Below are 15,730 nucleotides of genomic sequence, written 5' to 3'. Positions count from 1 at the left end.
GAAAGATTATTTATTGTCGGCGGGGGGAACGTCGGCCTGATTGCCGGTTATCATGCCCTCCAAGCCGGAATTCAGGTTGTCGGTCTGGTTGAAGCCCTGCCGGAATGCGGTGGTTACAAAGTTCATAAAGATAAACTGGCACGCATGGGTGTACCCATCTACACATCCCACACCATCTTGAGCGCCAACGGCAAGGATCGCGTGGAATCCGTGACCATTGCTCAGGTTGATGAAAACTTCAAACCCATCAAAGGAACAGAAAAATCTTTTGAATGTGACTGCGTACTGATCGCCGTTGGTTTAGAACCGGTCAATGAATTTCATCAAAAAGCCATCCAATATCACCTTCCGTCTTTTTTGGCAGGCGATGCAGAAGAAATTGCCGAAGCCTCTGCCGCGATTTTTTCCGGAAAAATCAAAGGCCTGGAAATCATCCGTCATCTGGGTCATGCGGAGGTTGAAATTCCACAAGAATGGTACCAGACCAGTCAAATCCTCAAGTCCAGACCAGGAAGGGTCTATTCTGAACAATTACCCGATCTCGATGGTGGTATTCTACCGGTCATCCACTGCCAGCAGGAAATCCCCTGCAATCCCTGCACCACCCTTTGTCCTCTAGAATTGATTGTCATTGAAAGTGATGATATCCGCGGTGTTCCACACTTTGTGGGGGATAATTACAACTGCAAAGGTTGCGGGAAGTGCGTGGCAGGTTGTCCGGGGTTAGCCATTACACTGGTCAACAGCCGTAAGGACGCCGAAAACCCCATTGTGTCTATTCCCTATGAATTTACCCGCGAAGGTCTGGAAGGCAAACAAACGGTAAGGGTCATTGATACCAACGGTGAGGAGTTGGGCGATGTGCCGATAGTTGGGATAAACGCCATTCCCAACAATGACCGCACGCTGATCGTCCGCGTGAAAGCCCCTCGCCCAATTGCAACCCGCATAGCCGGAATACGCGTACAATCACCTGAGGTAACCCGGCCTCTCGATCAATTCGTGAATTACATTGAGAATGAAACCATCGTTTGCCGCTGTGAACACGTGACCGCGGGAGAAATCCGCTCTCTGATTCGACAAGGTTACCGTGACATAAACGAAATCAAAGCCATCTCGCGCGCCGGAATGGGAGCATGTGGCTCAAAAACCTGTGGCAATTTAATCCTCCGTCTTTTCCGCGAAGAGGGCGTACCCCTCGATCAGGTAACCGAAAATACCCGCCGCCCTCTCTTTGTCGAAGTTCCTCTCGGCGTTTTTGCCGGAATCCCAACTGAGGAAGAAGATAACCATGCCTGAAACAAACCACACGCATTATGATGTCATCATCATTGGGGCAGGTTCTATTGGAACACCCGCAGCTTTCTTCCTTGCACGCAATGGAGTCAAGACACTGGTAATTGACCGGGCGGCCAGTGTCGGTCAGGAATCGAACAAGCGCGCCATCGGCGGCATCCGTGCTACCCATTCAGACCCGGCCAAAATCCGCCTTTGCTTACGCAGCATTGATATTTTTTCAACATGGCAAGAAACTTATGGAGATGATATCGAATGGTACGCGGGCGGTTATGTGTTTGTGGCCTACCGGGAACGCGAGGAGAAAATCCTCAAAGAATTGCTGGTCAAACAGCATTCCTTTGGCTTGAACATCCACTGGCTGGATAAAAAGCAATTGTTAGAAGTCGTACCGGATTTAAATCCAAATGACCTGCTGGGCGGCACCTATTCGCCAGAGGATGGCAGCGCCTCCCCCATGCTGGCAATTCATGCTTTTTACCGCCATGCCCGTCGTCTGGGAGCCGAATTTCACTTTCACGAAACCATCGAAAATTTCACCCTCAAAAATGGTGAAATAAAAGCTGTCCACACCAACCGCGCAACCTACACAGCCGATATCATTATCAATGCTGCCGGAGGTCATGCCCGGCAGGTGGGCGAACTTGCCGGCCTTGACCTGCCGGTCTTTCCCGATTCTCACGAAGCTGCCATCACCGAACCGGTCACCCGCTTTCTCCATCCGATGATCGTGGACATCCGTCCGGCACCGGGTTCTTCGAATTTTTATTTTTACCAGCATCTCACCGGTCAAATCGTCTTTTGCATCACTCCTTCACCCAATATTTGGGGAACCGATACCGAGGAAACCAGCCAGTTTTTGCCGATGGTATCACGCCGGATGATAGAGGTGATGCCCCGCTTGAAACATATCCGTGTCCGCCGCACATGGCGAGGGCTTTATCCAATGACGCCGGATGGTTTTCCAATCATTGGCTATGCGCAAAACCCGCGCAATATGCTGCTTGCGGTTGGGATGTGTGGCCAGGGTTTTATGCTTGGGCCGGGTGTCGGAGAATTGTTAAGCCGTCTGGTGCTTAACCGCACCGAACCAGAGGATGAGATCATCCTCCAAATCCTCTCACCTCAGCGTCAATTTGCCGGACAAGAATTACTGAAATAGGCCTGACCCTATGGTATGATTGACATCGCCCTCTGTGGGCAAACAGAGGAAAATTAATCCTTGCATTACCGGACACTCATCATGGAATCACCAATTCGCGCCTTAATTTTTGACTTTGATGGACTGATCGTGGACACGGAAAGTCCCGAGTTTGAGACCTGGCTGGAAATTTTTAGAGAATTTGGAGCAGAATTGAAATTTGAAGAGTGGGTTGCGTGCCTGGGTACCAGTGCAGCTGCCTTTGATGCTGCCGGTATTCTATACCAGAGAACCGGTATCACCACGGATAATGAAACCCTTTGGACAGAACAAAAGAAACGTTCCATTCAAAAAGCCAATCGGTTACAGCCTCTGCCCGGTGTCGAAAGTTTGATAACGGAAGCAGTAAATGCCGGGCTGCACTTGGCGGTTGCTTCCAGTTCTCCTCGAACGTGGGTAGAGGGTCACCTCCAACGGCTTGGGCTACTGCCCTATTTTCAAGTAGTCCTCACAAAGGAAGATGTACATTCCGTCAAACCAGATCCTGCCCTTTACTTGAAAGCCCTCCAGCTGCTTGGGGTGGATGTCCATCAGGCCATTGCTTTGGAAGATTCTCCGAATGGAATCAGGGCGGCCCGCCGCGCCGGATTGTTTTGTGTTGCCATTCCCAATCCCATCAGTAAAAGATTGGATCTTTCCGAAGCCAGTTTCATCCTTGATAGCCTGGATCGCGTCACCTTGCCGGATTTAACCGCCCTGGTATCCGTTCATAATAATGGGCAAAATCTCAAATCTATCAAGGTGTAGAATATTTTCAATCCACATCTTGAAAGTCAGGCGGGAAAAGGTATACTTACTACAATCAGTAAATAAACGGGCAAAGCATGAAAATTGACAGCCTGATGGAAATTCTGCCGCAAAATTACTCGGTTGTTGACCGGGAAATGGTGATGCGTGCCTACCGGTTTGCTGAAACCGCTCATCAGGGGCAAAAACGCGCCTCTGGCGAGCCCTATGTCAGTCATTGCCTGGCAGTTGCCGCCATTCTGGCTGAAATGCAGGTTCCCCCGGCTGTGGTCATTGCCGGCTTACTTCACGACACCGTTGAAGATACAATCGTCACACTCGAGGATATCCGCAAAGAATTTGGTGATGAAGTTGCCAGACTGGTGGACGGCGTTACCAAATTGACCAACTTACCGCGAGTTTCGCGGGGAGACCAGCACCGGGAAAGCCTGATCGCCGACGAGGATTTGCTACCCGAACCGGTGGAAACATCCTCTCGCAGCCGGCGCAAGGACATGACCAACGAAACCCTGCGCAAAGTCTTTCTGGCAATGGGGGATGATATCCGGGTAGTCCTGATAAAACTGGCAGACCGGCTGCACAACATGCGTACACTCGGTTACATGCCGGAAGAAAAACGCAAACGCATAGCCCAGCAAACGCTGGATATCTTTGCCCCGCTGGCCAACCGTCTCGGTATCTGGCAAATCAAGTGGGAGCTGGAAGATCTGGCCTTCCGCTATGTCAATCCCGAAAAATACCGCGAAATTGCCGAAAATCTGGCTGAACGCCGCCAGGACCGCGAACGACAAATTCAGCAGATCATTCAGCGGCTGCAAACCATCCTGCGAGAGAACGGCATCAAGGCTGAAATCAGCGGGCGCCCAAAGCACATTTACTCCATCTACAAAAAGATGGCCGAAAAAGGCAAAACCTTTGAGATGGTTCGTGACTTGCGGGCTGTCCGCTGCATCGTCAAAGATATTCCTTCGTGTTATGCTGCCTTGGGCGTCATTCATACCCACTGGCGTCCCATCCCGCAGGAATTTGATGATTACATTGCTGCCCCCAAGGATAACTTTTATCAATCACTGCATACTGCAGTAATTTACGATGATGGCAAACCCCTCGAGGTTCAAATCCGCACGATGGAGATGCACCAGAATGCCGAATACGGTATTGCCGCTCACTGGCGTTACAAGGAGCGTGGGCCGAAAGACGAACTCTACGAACAACGCATCAACTGGCTGCGGAAATTGATGGAATGGCGTCAAGAGATCGAAGATGCCCAGGAATTTGTGGAAGGCATGAAAAGCGATGTCTTTCAAGACCGCGTTTATGTCTTCACTCCGCGCGGAGATATTATAGACCTGCCAGCCGGCTCCACACCCATTGACTTTGCCTACCACGTACACACCGAAATCGGCAACCGATGTCGGGGAGCAAAAGTAAATGGCAAACTGGTTACGTTAGATTACACCCTTAAAACCGGCGATCAGGTGGAAATTCTGACCGCAAAACAGGGCGGGCCGAGCCGGGACTGGCTCAATCCATCGCTGGGATTGGTCAAAACCCAGCGAGCCAGATCCAAAATCCGGGCATGGTTCAAGAAGCAAGACCGCGAGCAGAACCTGACTCAGGGCAAAGCCATGTTTGAAAAAGAATTGCGCCGCCTTGGAATCACCGATGTGGACGTTGAAAAACTGGCACAAGATTTTGACTTCAAAAACGCAGAAGATTTATACGTTGCTGTTGGTTGCGGCGATATTGGACTGGGCAGGGTCATAAACCGCATCAGCGATGAAAACGCCAAAAAAGACCCCTTTATCTTTACCCTGCACCAGCCTAAAGAAACAAAACCCAGTGGAAACGGTGTTACCGTCCTCGGTTTGAAAGGCTTACTAACCACTTTCGCCCGTTGTTGTAATCCGGCTCCCGGTGATGAAATCGTCGGCTACATCACCCGCGGACGAGGAGCCACCATTCACCGCCAGGACTGCCCCAATGTGTTACGCCTGAAGGAACGCGAAAGGATCGTCAAAGTCACCTGGGGTGAACCTCACCAAACCTACCCGGTGCATGTATTGGTCAAGGCTTATGACCGGCAGGGTTTGATGAATGACATTTCCATGATCATCAGCAATGAAGAAGTCAACTTGCTCGACATTGATTTAAAGGTTACCCATAATCTGGCATCAATCCATATGGTTTTGGAAATCAGCGATATTAATCAACTCAGCCGAGTCCTGACCCGCATCGAAAATCTTCCTAATGTGCTGGAAGCCCATCGCACCAATCCCGGCTGATTTCTTAAGGCATATCCATGACAGACCTAATCTCAGTCAACCACGCCCTTTCAAAAATTCTCTCTGAATTTAATCCTCTACCGGCTGAAGAAATTGAAATATCTGAAGCGCTTTTCCGCACTCTGGCTGAAGATATTCATTCCCCGTTTGACCTGCCATTATTTGATAATTCAAGTGTAGATGGCTTCGCTGTATGTGCTGCTTCGGATATTCGTGCCGGTTCACGCGGAAATTTCACCCTGCCCGTCGTGGGGGACATTCCGGCTGGTGTTCATACTTCCCTTCGGCTTGCCAGAGGAGAAGCTGCTCGTATCATGACCGGAGCGCCTTTGCCGCAAGGTGCGGATGCCGTTTTACCTGTAGAAGACACCAGTTTCCCCTACCGTGATAGTTCTGCACCGTTACCTGCTCAAGTAACTTTTTTCCGTTTCCCCAGTCCGGGTGAAAATGTTCGCCCGCGCGGACAGGATGTCAAAAACGGCCAAAAATTACTCAGCCGAGGGAGAAAACTCCAGCCTCAGGATATCGGCATGCTCGCCACGCTCGGGCTTGACCGCATCCGTGTCATTCGCAAACCACGCATTGCTTTATTTTCCAGCGGTGATGAATTGCTGACACCCGGTATCCCACCCCAGCCTGGCAAAATTTTTGATGCCAACAGTTATTCGTTAGGGCTGCTGGCGCTTCGCGAAGGGGCTGAAGTCATCCGTTTGGGCGTAGCCAGAGACGAATATCAGGCTGTGAAGGAATTGTTTGAGAAAGCCAAAAATGCAAACGCTGACTTAATCCTGTCCTCTGCCGGTGTGAGTGTTGGAGCGTTTGATTATGTTCGTCAGGTACTGGAAGAACATGGGGAAGTTAAAATTTGGCGGGTGAACATGCGCCCCGGCAAACCCCTGACCTATGCTTCATATAAGGGATTACCCGTCATCAGCCTGCCGGGTAATCCGGTTTCGGCATTCATTGGATTTCTGGTGTTTGTTCGTCCGGTCATCGCCAGACTCTCCGGACTTGAGCCGACTCCGCCCACCACCCTGCCGGTCATTCTGGAACATCCGGTTCTCTCAGATGGAAGGGAAAGTTACCTGCGTGCCATTGTCCAAAAATCACCGCAGGGATTCTTTGCCCGTCTGACCGGTCACCAGGGCTCAGGCAATTTATATTCTTTGGTACAGGCAAACGCTTTACTGATTATCCCGGCGGGTGTAAAATCATTGCCTGCCGGAGAAACAGTCCAGGCATGGCTTCTAGATAACGAACCATTACCGGTAGTGGAGAAACCTGAATGAGGCTTTGGAGAAGGGTTGCATGGCTTACAGCACTGGTGGGCGTACTCGACTCAATTTACCTGACGGTTCTCAAATTTAGTAACAATAAATCATTATGCATTCAGGGAGTTGGTGATTGCTGGTCGGTCAATACCAGTATTTATTCGGAAATATGGGGAATACCCATCGCATTGCTGGGATTGTTTGCTTATGCTGCTATCCTTCTCCTGCTTTGGGCTGAACAACGCAGCCGCCTGATTCATCAATATGCCGATTTTATTCTCTTTGGTGTCACATTAATCGGGGTCATTTACTCAGCTTACTTGACGTACCTTGAAATTGCGGTTATAAAAGCGATTTGTCCGTTCTGTGTGGTTTCAGCAGTCGCAATGTTGATTTTATTTATTTACTCGGTGAAAAGACTGATTGACCCGAGCGGCAATGAATCTTAACTCCTCAGGAGGATCGAATGCCAAAAATCCGCTGCCATTATATTGATTGCGCTTTCCTGGATGATGGTTATTGCAGTGCAGCCCTCATTGAAGTTGACCCAGACTCGGGTTGCCTCACCTATTCTCCCACTACTGAAAGTGAACATGAAGATGAGTGGGACGAAGAAGAAATCGAGGAATGGGAAGACCTGGAAGAAGACCTGGAAGAAGAAGACGAAGATTGGATTGACGACGAAGAAGAAGAATTTTAACTCTCTATGACCCTCACGGTGATACCCCGGATGAGGCTGGTATTCCGGGGTTTTTTTGTGGAAAGTTGATGCAATGGCACAGGAAAATCTCCTCCAAAAAAATTTGCGATTCAACACCATTGTCAACCTGTTTGATGGAGGTTTTTTTGGGTTTGCGCTGGGGCTTGCCTCTTTTAGCACCGTAATTCCGCTTTTTATCGCCAACTTCACCGATTCTGCTGCCTTGATTGGATTGGTGCCTGCCATTCATGCGGTCGGCTGGCAATTTCCACAATTGTTGACTGCCCGCTGGGTCAGCCGCATGAATCGCTTTAAACCGTTTGTTTTATTCATGACCGTGCAGGAACGACTGCCCTTTTTAGGTCTGGGGTTACTGGCGTGGTGGTCTCCGGCGATTGACAATCAACTCATCCTGGCAGTTGCTTTTACACTCTTGATCTGGCAGGGGATCGGTGGCGGTCTGACCGCCAACGCCTGGCAGAATTTCATCGGTAAAATTATCCCCTTCAACTTACGGGCAACATTCTTTGGCGCACAATCCGCCGCTGCCAATTTACTGGGTGGAATTGGAGCAATTCTGGCTGGCTTTTTATTGGAACGCCTTCCATTCCCGAACAATTTTATGATCTGTTTTTTCCTCGCCAGCGTGATGATGGTCATCTCCTGGGTGTTTCTATCATTAAGCCGTGAACCGGATCACCCGGTTGTTCCTGACCCCGATGATCAAAAAGTTTTCTGGCAAAAAGTTTTGGTCATCGTCCGTCAGGATCGTCCTTTTCGCTGGTTTATCATCAGCCGCATTCTATTTCAGTTTGCAACCATGGCAGCCGCTTTTTATACGGTGTATGCCGTTAAAGTACTCGGCATGGGAGAGGTTGCCGCGGGAGTTATGACCAGTATCCTCTTCATCATTCAGGTTGTTTCCAACATGGCTTTTGGTTGGTTAGCAGATCGAAAGGGACGATTACCGGTCTTAATGATCGGTGCATTATGTGCGGTGATCGCTGCCGGGGCTGCCTGGCTTGCACCTAATTACAACTGGTTTTATGGCATCATGATCTTTGCCGGTATGGCAAGCTCGGTATTCTGGACAATTGGAATAGCCGTCAGCCTTGAATTTGGCACTGAACAGGAACGACCGACCTATGTCGGTTTGGCAAATACGCTGATAGCCCCCAGTGCAATTCTGGCACCCCTCTTGGGAGGTTGGCTGGCAGATCTGATGAGCTATCGCCTGACTTTTCTGGTTTCGGCTCTCTTTGGACTCTTAACCTGGTTAATCCTTTTCTTCTTTGTGCGCATTCCCCAAAAATCCCCCGCCCCGGTTGCGCTGGCTTATTCTCCCGAATCCAATCTCGACTCGCGCCACCAGTGATAAGCAAAAAAATATAGGGGTGAAATGAGGGTTATAAAAAAGAAAACAAATATCTTGGGAATTGCCAACGTCCACAAGAACAACAGGGCAAAAACAACAATCAGGATAGATCCCAGTTTCTCTTTTTTCAGGGCAATGATGTAACCGCAAATCAAGCCAAATTGAAAAATCAGGTTGAAGGGAAAATTGTTCTCGATAAGGTCTGGCTGTTGAAAAAGGAATTCGACCTGATCAATAAAGAACGCCCCCATCAAGAAGAGCATAACTACACAGAAAAAACGACCAATCCAAACGACCTTAAACCGATTAAGCGTAAAGAGAGGTTCATCATCCATGCATACACCAGTAATCACATTATATAATGTCTACTGTTTTAGTAAATAATATAGAGGGTATTCAAAGGAATTCCTAATACAAAAAGGCACTCGATTTTTTTTACTCGAGTGCCTTTCTTTTTATCCTAAACGGATTCATTTCATTTTTTGTTCAATCTTTGCCCATGTATCGCGCAAGGTTACGGTCAGGTTGAATACCAGCATTGAATCAGTAGAATCGGGATCCATGCAAAAGAATCCCTTGCGTTCAAACTGGAAACGATCACCCGGTTTTGCCTGAGCAAGACTGTGTTCTACCTTGCATCCCAAGATGATTTTCATCGATTCAGGGTTCAAATAATCCATGAAGGTTTTCCCCTCTTCAGGCTGATTGGGATTGGGAACGGTGAAGAGGCGGTCATACCAGCGTACCTCGGCATCCAGTGCATGGGGGGCTGAAACCCAATGAATCGTCCCTTGAACTTTTCGGCCGTCTGGGGCATATCCGCCGCGCGTTTCAGGGTCATAGGTACAATGAATTTCGATAATCTGACCGGTTTGCGGATCTTTGACATAATCTACGCACTTGATAATGTAACCCCACCGTAATCGCACCTCCCGTCCCGGAGCGAGGCGGTAGTATTTCGGGGGTGGTTCTTCGCGGAAGTCGTCGCGTTCAATGTAAAGTTCTCGGCTGAAGGGTACTTTGCGCGTACCTGCGGAGGGATCTTCGGGATTGTTGATGGCCTCCAGTTCCTCGACCTGTCCTTCGGGATAATTGGTGATGATCAACTTGACCGGATCAATGACCGCCATTACGCGCGGCGCACGAAGATTCAAGTCATCCCGCACCGCACTTTCCAGCAAGGCAACATCCACCACACTTTCTTTTTTGGAAACCCCCACCATGCCGATAAATTTGCGAATTGCTTCGGGTGTGTATCCCCTGCGGCGCATCCCGCGCAAAGTCGGCATTCGAGGGTCATCCCATCCGCGCACATGCCCCTCCTCAACCAGCTGCTTGAGGAATCGTTTGCTGAGAATGGTATAGGTCAGGTTGAGCCGGGCAAATTCAATTTGCCGGCTGGGGAAAATGCCTAACTCGCGGATAAACCAATCATATAACGGCCGGTGATCCTCATACGCCAAATCACAAAGAGAATGAGTAATTCCCTCAATCGAATCGCACTGACCATGGGCAAAGTCATACATGGGGTAAATACACCACTTGTTTCCGGTTCGGTGGTGCGGTGCATGGATTATCCGGTACATCACTGGATCGCGCATGTTAATATTTCCGGAAGCCATATCAATTTTGGCGCGCAAAACACACGCCCCTTCCGGAAATTCGCCTTTACGCATGCGTTCAAAGAGGTCCAGATTCTCTTCAACCGTTCGATTGCGGTACGGGCTTTCTTTACCCGGCTCGGTCAGTGTGCCGCGGTATTCGCGGATTTCCTCCGGGCTGAGGTGGCATACATACGCCTTCCCCTTCTTGATCAGTTGAACGGCGAACTCATACAATTGTTCAAAATAATCCGAGGCATAATACTCCCGATCGCCCCAATCAAACCCCAACCAGCGGATGTCCTCCTTGATAGCTTCAACATATTCCACATCTTCTTTGACCGGGTTGGTATCATCGAAGCGCAGATTGGTAGTCCCGCCAAATGCCTGAGCGGTCTCAAAATCAATACAAATGGCTTTGGCATGACCTATATGCAGATAACCATTTGGTTCCGGCGGAAAGCGGGTACGCACATAATTAAATCTCCCCGATTCGAGGTCTTCCCTCACCGCGTCGAGTATAAAGTTGCTGGATTCCTGGGTTTGATCGGTCATCAGTAAACCTCCTGTGTATTAGAGAAAAGCACCCTCTCGAAAGGGTGCTTACGCCATCAGGCTGGGGGCAGAGGATTCGAACCCCTATCAACAGATCCAGAGTCTGCTGTCCTGCCGTTGGACGAGCCCCCAAATCTAACGTGCCACATTCTATCACTATTCCATAAGGCTGTCTAGGCTTGCGCGGCGGCTTGTTCTTCCATTTGTTTCAGGAAGACAACCGCCTTTTCCATTCTTTGAATCACGGTTTCTTTCCCGATAATTTCCATACTCTCAAATAATGGCGGGCTGACTTTTTGACCGGTAACCGCCGCCCGTATCAGCCCAAAAACCTGAGCTGGTTTCAAGCCGGTTTCTTCCACAAATTGGCGCAGAGGAGGTTCGGCGGTGGATACCTGCAAATCCGGCAAACCTCTCAAGATTTCCAAAACCTTTTCGGCCAGTTCGCGACTCTGTTGGATCGTCAAATCTTTTACCAGTAAATCCTCAGCAGCCGGCTGAACATCCTCCATAAAAAAGAAACCGGCAATTTCAGGAGCCTCATCCAGGGTGTGCAAGCGTTCCTGGATCAATGGGATTATTTTAAGTAACACGTCGTCTGATACCGCAAATCCCTTATCCACCAGAAACGGCTTGACCCGTTTGGCCAGTTCTTCAATTGGTAAATGGCGAATATGCAATCCATTGAAATGGTCAAATTTGGTGAAATTAATGGCTGCCGGCGCAGGGTTTAATCGCTCCAAACTGAATTTTTCGATTAAATCTTCCAGAGTGAAGAACTCAGTATGATCGTCATAACTCCAGCCCATCAGCGCAATCCAGTTGACCACCGCTTCGGGTAAATAACCCAAACCCTGCAGATCCTTGATGAAAATGGAGTACCCATCCTTGATTAACTCCGCTGATTCCCGTTTGCTCATCTTGCCTTTTCCGCTCGGTTTGAGGAACACAGAAAGGTGAACCCAGACCGGTTCCTGCCAGCCAAAGGCACGGTGAATCAAACCATGCAATGGAAAGGTGGGCAACCATTCTGAACCGCGAATAACGTGCGTAATCTTCATCAGGTGATCATCTACCGCTGCTGCCAGATGGTATAGAGCCAACCCATCCGATTTGACCAGAATGTAGTCGTCCAACACCCGATTCTCGACCGTGATTTCTCCGCGCAGCAAATCGGTGACCGTTGTGGTTCCCTCCTGCGGCGTCTTGAAGCGAATCACATGCGGTTCACCTGCCATTGCACGCGTTTTTGCTTCACCCGGGTCAAGTCTTCGGCAGGTACCATCGTAGCGCGGTGATTCTTTCCGGCTCAACTGCTCCTGCCGAACCGCCTCTAATCTCTGCGATGAACAAAAGCAATAATAGGCTTTCCCCTCTTCAATCAGCTGGCGGGCGTATCGTTGGTAAATTTCTTTTCTCTCCGATTGGCGGTAAGGGCCAAAAGGCCCCCCTTTATCTGGACCTTCGTCCCACTCCAATCCAAGCCAGCGTAATCCGTTAATGATTTCTTCTTCAGCGCCGGGGACATAACGTTTCCGATCGGTATCCTCAATCCGCAAGATGAATTGCCCGCCAGTTTTTCGGGCAATCAGGTAATTGTAAAGCGCAGTACGCGCCCCCCCAATGTGTAAATGCCCGGTTGGTGAAGGCGCAAAACGGACACGCACAGGTGATAATGATTCAGCCATATTGCTCCTTGAAAATTTCAGAAATCTAAGGTCTGGCTATGGGCAGCCACACTTTCCACCAATCCAATCCCCAGAACCAATGAAATTAACGAACTACCGCCATAACTGATAAATGGTAAGGTCAAACCTGTTACCGGCAGAACGTTTAGGTTGACTCCGATATTGACTGCCATTTGAAAGAAAATCAATATAGCGATGCCATAAGCTATTAAACTACCGAAAGTGTCGCTTGCCTTTTGAGCCACCCTTAAACAGCGGATCACCACAAAAACCAGTAATCCGATAATCATGGTGGTGCCGATAAATCCAAATTCTTCCGCCATCGCCGAAAAGATAAAGTCGGTGTGACGGACTTTAAGAAAACGCAACTGCACCTGTGTGCCGGCTCCGTATCCTTTCCCGAACAACCCGCCATTCCCAATTGTGATCAGAGCCTGTTCGATGTTGTAGGTTTCACCATGGCGGGCGTTTGGGTCCGGGAACAAGAAGTTCACGATCCGATTGACCTGATACGGCTCTATAAATGGCACATCAACACCTGCTGCCAGCAAGCCGACCAGCGCCGCAAAAATCAAGATACCAGCCACTCCAAAAATAATCATATAGCGGGTGGGCAAGCCGCTAATCCACAACAACGCAAACCAGATAACAATGACCACAATGGAAGTGCTCAGGTTGGGTTGCAGTAAAATCCAGACTACCATCCCAAAGGTCATCAACGCACTTTTACCAATCCAGATCAAGTTCTTTGGCTGACCGGCTGTACGGGAAAAGTAATCTGCCAGTACAATGATCATGATGATCTTGGCCAGTTCGGATGGTTGAATGTTGATCACACCTGCGCGAAACCAGCGCGTTGAGCCAAACGCCGCTTCGCCAATGATATTAATCCCAATCAACATCACAACCCCAAAAATGTACATCAAGCGGGAAAGTGAAGACCACGTTCGATAATTAATTGAGGCCACAACAAGGATGATCCCCATTCCTAATGCAACATAAATGGTCTGGCTTTGTACCGAACCAGCCAGTTCTTGGTTGCCAGCAATGGCTGAGCGGATCATCACAATCCCAAACACGCTCAGGATTAATACCGCACCAAATAACCAGTAATCAAAATGACGCCAGATTTCCCGTCTCAACATTTTTTATTTTTTTCTTATTGCTATCTCCGGCGGGCATTGGCGGGTTTGAGCGGAATATCGGCAATCAAGCGCTGCTCCCGCCCGTCCTGCGCCATATCAATTCTCACCGCCGCGGGATCAATGGCCACATGCCGTGAAATAACTTCCAGCAATTCGTTTTTCATTAATTCCAATTGGTGGGGAGTCAAATCCGTCCGGTCGTGAATCAAGACCAGTTTCAATCTTTCTTTGGCTTGTTCAGCGCTTTTATCTTTCTTACCCAGCAGTTGTTCCAGCCAGCCTGCCATAATCAAGCACCTCCTGTACGGAACATTCGGCCAAGGCGGGCAAAAAATCCATCCTTTTCTTCCAGACTGAGGAACGGCACCTGTTCACCATTCAGGCGTCGCGCAATATTCTGGAAAGCCAATCCGGCTTTGCTTTTGCCATCCAGCGCAACCGGCTGCCCGCGATTGGTGGAAACAACCACTGCCTCATCTTCCGGAACAATACCAATTAATTCAACTGCCAGCAATTCCAGCACATCATCGGCGTTGAGCATATCTCCGCGCTTGACCAGATTCATGTTAACCCGATTCAAAATCAAACGGGCAGGACCCTTCTCTTCCGCCTCAATCAAGCCGATGATTCGATCTGCATCCCGTACGGCTGAAACTTCTGGATTGGTCACCACCACCACCACATCCGCTGGGGCAAGTGCATTACGAAAACCACGTTCAATCCCGGCAGGGGAGTCAATCAAAATCCAATCTGCTTCATTGCGCAATTCATCGCACAGACGAACCATATCACTAGGCGACACGGCGTTTTTATCCCGCGTTTGAGCCGCAGGAATCAGGTAAAGTTCGGGCAAACGCTTATCACGGATCATCGCTTGCCGCAAACGGCAGCGCCCTTCAACAACATCTACCAGGTCATAAACGATGCGGTTTTCCAGTCCAAGCACTACGTCCAAATTGCGCAACCCGATATCCGCATCAATGCAAACCACCTTGTAAGATAAGCCCGCCAGAGCAACGGCAATATTGGCAGTGGTGGTGGTTTTTCCCACCCCACCCTTTCCGGATGTCACGGTAAGTACTTTAGCAGTCATTCTCCTCCCCTGATTCACCTGGTATTCCATGGTTCTGTAACAATTTCATTTTTCACAACCCGTGCCATTTCAGCACCTTTATTTTTCTTTTTGGAAGGTGGCGCATAAAAAAGATTGGCTATGCGAAGTTGGGTTGGGTTCATTTCCAATGCGCACACTACGCTGTGTTCATTCCCTTGCGCCCCAGCATGCACCGTCCCACGCAGTCTTCCCCAGATGACAACATTCCCGTCAGCAATGATTTCTGCCCCGGGATTCACATCGCCGATGACCACTACATGACCATGCGTCGAAACCCGAAATCCCGACCGCAGCGTCCGTTGAATTAATATCGCATCCTCGCCGGGCAATTGGGTATCCATCTGACGGATAACCCGCTCCGGTTTTGGGGTGGAAAGTCGGGTTGCCAATCCCAAAACTTGAGCGGTCCGCTCGGTTACCGGGGAATTGCTGACGACCGCCCAGAGAGAAATTTCACGATCAGAAAGGCGGTCGCGCAAAGCACCCATTTGGGCAGCGTGAAGGATACGATTTCCAACATCCAACGCCATTCGCGCCCCGCGAAAGAAAGCCCCTTTTTCTTCGATCTGTTTTAATAACCGTTCCTGTAAAGTTTCCCAGTCACCATCGCCTAAAGTCACCAGCAATCCTTCTCGAATTCCCTTGATCGTGATGGCGGAATCTTTCTCGCTGCCGGGCTTGTAGCCGGCCTGTTCTTCCGGATTCGTCGTTCTAGTAATCATAAATATCCATTATAGCAAAGCCCGCCCGCC

At 49.4% G+C, this 15,730-nt stretch carries 14 protein-coding genes and 1 tRNA gene; 8 read left to right on the top strand and 7 right to left on the bottom strand.

Annotation, left to right across the window (positions count from 1 at the left end; translation table 11 throughout):
- The 8 genes from ACWIZX_RS08595 to ACWIZX_RS08560 form a co-directional block, all read left to right on the top strand.
- Nucleotides 1-1,299, top strand: a 1,299-nt coding sequence (locus ACWIZX_RS08595; RefSeq protein ID WP_448335469.1) for a (2Fe-2S)-binding protein, incomplete at its 5' end; no start/stop codon positions are given.
- A complete protein-coding gene (locus tag ACWIZX_RS08590) occupies nt 1,292-2,458 on the top strand; it encodes an NAD(P)/FAD-dependent oxidoreductase (protein ID WP_322793552.1) in 1,167 nt (388 codons plus the stop codon). The genes ACWIZX_RS08595 and ACWIZX_RS08590, both read left to right, overlap by 8 nt.
- Before the next feature lie 81 nt (nt 2,459-2,539).
- The gene (locus ACWIZX_RS08585) at nt 2,540-3,244 is read left to right on the top strand and encodes an HAD family hydrolase (RefSeq protein ID WP_322793553.1); all 705 of its coding nucleotides are present in this window, start codon (nt 2,540-2,542) and stop codon (nt 3,242-3,244) included.
- Between the two features lie 77 nt (nt 3,245-3,321).
- Complete coding sequence (locus tag ACWIZX_RS08580) at nt 3,322-5,529, top strand: RelA/SpoT family protein (RefSeq protein ID WP_322793554.1); 2,208 nt, start codon at nt 3,322-3,324, stop codon at nt 5,527-5,529.
- A 17-nt stretch (nt 5,530-5,546) separates the two neighbouring features.
- On the top strand, nt 5,547-6,818 hold the full coding sequence (locus ACWIZX_RS08575) for a molybdopterin molybdotransferase MoeA (protein ID WP_448335468.1): 1,272 nt from the start codon (nt 5,547-5,549) through the stop codon (nt 6,816-6,818).
- Nucleotides 6,815-7,249 (top strand): vitamin K epoxide reductase family protein, encoded by a 435-nt coding sequence (locus tag ACWIZX_RS08570; protein ID WP_322793556.1) that lies wholly within the window; start codon nt 6,815-6,817, stop codon nt 7,247-7,249. The genes ACWIZX_RS08575 and ACWIZX_RS08570 overlap by 4 nt, the downstream gene beginning before the upstream one ends.
- A 17-nt stretch (nt 7,250-7,266) precedes the next feature.
- A complete protein-coding gene (locus tag ACWIZX_RS08565) occupies nt 7,267-7,500 on the top strand; it encodes a hypothetical protein (RefSeq protein WP_322793557.1) in 234 nt (77 codons plus the stop codon).
- A gap of 73 nt (nt 7,501-7,573) precedes the next feature.
- Nucleotides 7,574-8,875: an MFS transporter gene (locus tag ACWIZX_RS08560; RefSeq protein ID WP_322793558.1), complete on the top strand. Its 1,302-nt coding sequence runs from the start codon at nt 7,574-7,576 to the stop codon at nt 8,873-8,875.
- Nucleotides 8,876-9,345: 470 nt separating this feature from the next.
- Here the strand turns inward: ACWIZX_RS08560 and ACWIZX_RS08555 are convergent, their stop codons facing one another.
- The 7 genes from ACWIZX_RS08555 to minC all read right to left on the bottom strand — a co-directional run bounded on the left by ACWIZX_RS08555 (nt 9,346) and on the right by minC (nt 15,700).
- Nucleotides 9,346-11,031, bottom strand: a complete 1,686-nt coding sequence (locus ACWIZX_RS08555) for a glutamine--tRNA ligase/YqeY domain fusion protein (RefSeq protein WP_448335467.1) — start codon at nt 11,029-11,031, stop codon at nt 9,346-9,348.
- Between the two features lie 61 nt (nt 11,032-11,092).
- Nucleotides 11,093-11,163, bottom strand: a tRNA-Gln gene (locus ACWIZX_RS08550).
- Nucleotides 11,164-11,204: 41 nt separating this feature from the next.
- A complete protein-coding gene (gene gltX, locus ACWIZX_RS08545) occupies nt 11,205-12,719 on the bottom strand; it encodes a glutamate--tRNA ligase (protein WP_322793560.1) in 1,515 nt (504 codons plus the stop codon).
- A gap of 17 nt (nt 12,720-12,736) precedes the next feature.
- Nucleotides 12,737-13,864, bottom strand: a complete 1,128-nt coding sequence (locus tag ACWIZX_RS08540; RefSeq protein WP_322793561.1) for an FtsW/RodA/SpoVE family cell cycle protein — start codon at nt 13,862-13,864, stop codon at nt 12,737-12,739.
- Nucleotides 13,865-13,884: 20 nt separating this feature from the next.
- Complete coding sequence (gene minE / locus ACWIZX_RS08535) at nt 13,885-14,151, bottom strand: cell division topological specificity factor MinE (protein WP_322793562.1); 267 nt, start codon at nt 14,149-14,151, stop codon at nt 13,885-13,887.
- 2 nt (nt 14,152-14,153) lie between these two features.
- Entirely contained in the window at nt 14,154-14,957 is an 804-nt protein-coding gene (gene minD / locus ACWIZX_RS08530) for a septum site-determining protein MinD (protein ID WP_322793563.1), read from the bottom strand.
- Nucleotides 14,958-14,971: 14 nt separating this feature from the next.
- Nucleotides 14,972-15,700 carry a septum site-determining protein MinC gene (gene minC / locus ACWIZX_RS08525; RefSeq protein ID WP_322793564.1) on the bottom strand — a complete coding sequence of 243 codons (729 nt, stop codon included), beginning with the start codon at nt 15,698-15,700 and terminating at the stop codon, nt 14,972-14,974.
- Nucleotides 15,701-15,730: the final 30 nt, after the last annotated feature.

This window comes from Bellilinea sp. (genome assembly GCF_053501535.1).
The sequence above is the reverse complement of the archived record's forward strand: the minus strand, read 5'-3'. Positions and strand labels throughout refer to the sequence as shown.

What these genes read in the sequence shown, in the direction of transcription:
- ACWIZX_RS08575 (WP_448335468.1), top strand. Translation starts at nt 5,547, where the DNA reads ATGACAGACCTAATCTCAGTCAACCACGCCCTTTCAAAAATTCTCTCT.
- ACWIZX_RS08585 (WP_322793553.1), top strand. Translation starts at nt 2,540, where the DNA reads ATGGAATCACCAATTCGCGCCTTAATTTTTGACTTTGATGGACTGATC.
- ACWIZX_RS08565 (WP_322793557.1), top strand. Translation starts at nt 7,267, where the DNA reads ATGCCAAAAATCCGCTGCCATTATATTGATTGCGCTTTCCTGGATGAT.
- ACWIZX_RS08555 (WP_448335467.1), bottom strand. Translation starts at nt 11,031, where the DNA reads ATGACCGATCAAACCCAGGAATCCAGCAACTTTATACTCGACGCGGTG.
- ACWIZX_RS08590 (WP_322793552.1), top strand. Translation starts at nt 1,292, where the DNA reads ATGCCTGAAACAAACCACACGCATTATGATGTCATCATCATTGGGGCA.
- ACWIZX_RS08560 (WP_322793558.1), top strand. Translation starts at nt 7,574, where the DNA reads ATGGCACAGGAAAATCTCCTCCAAAAAAATTTGCGATTCAACACCATT.
- ACWIZX_RS08580 (WP_322793554.1), top strand. Translation starts at nt 3,322, where the DNA reads ATGAAAATTGACAGCCTGATGGAAATTCTGCCGCAAAATTACTCGGTT.
- gltX (WP_322793560.1), bottom strand. Translation starts at nt 12,719, where the DNA reads ATGGCTGAATCATTATCACCTGTGCGTGTCCGTTTTGCGCCTTCACCA.
- ACWIZX_RS08570 (WP_322793556.1), top strand. Translation starts at nt 6,815, where the DNA reads ATGAGGCTTTGGAGAAGGGTTGCATGGCTTACAGCACTGGTGGGCGTA.
- minC (WP_322793564.1), bottom strand. Translation starts at nt 15,700, where the DNA reads ATGATTACTAGAACGACGAATCCGGAAGAACAGGCCGGCTACAAGCCC.
- minE (WP_322793562.1), bottom strand. Translation starts at nt 14,151, where the DNA reads ATGGCAGGCTGGCTGGAACAACTGCTGGGTAAGAAAGATAAAAGCGCT.
- minD (WP_322793563.1), bottom strand. Translation starts at nt 14,957, where the DNA reads ATGACTGCTAAAGTACTTACCGTGACATCCGGAAAGGGTGGGGTGGGA.
- ACWIZX_RS08540 (WP_322793561.1), bottom strand. Translation starts at nt 13,864, where the DNA reads ATGTTGAGACGGGAAATCTGGCGTCATTTTGATTACTGGTTATTTGGT.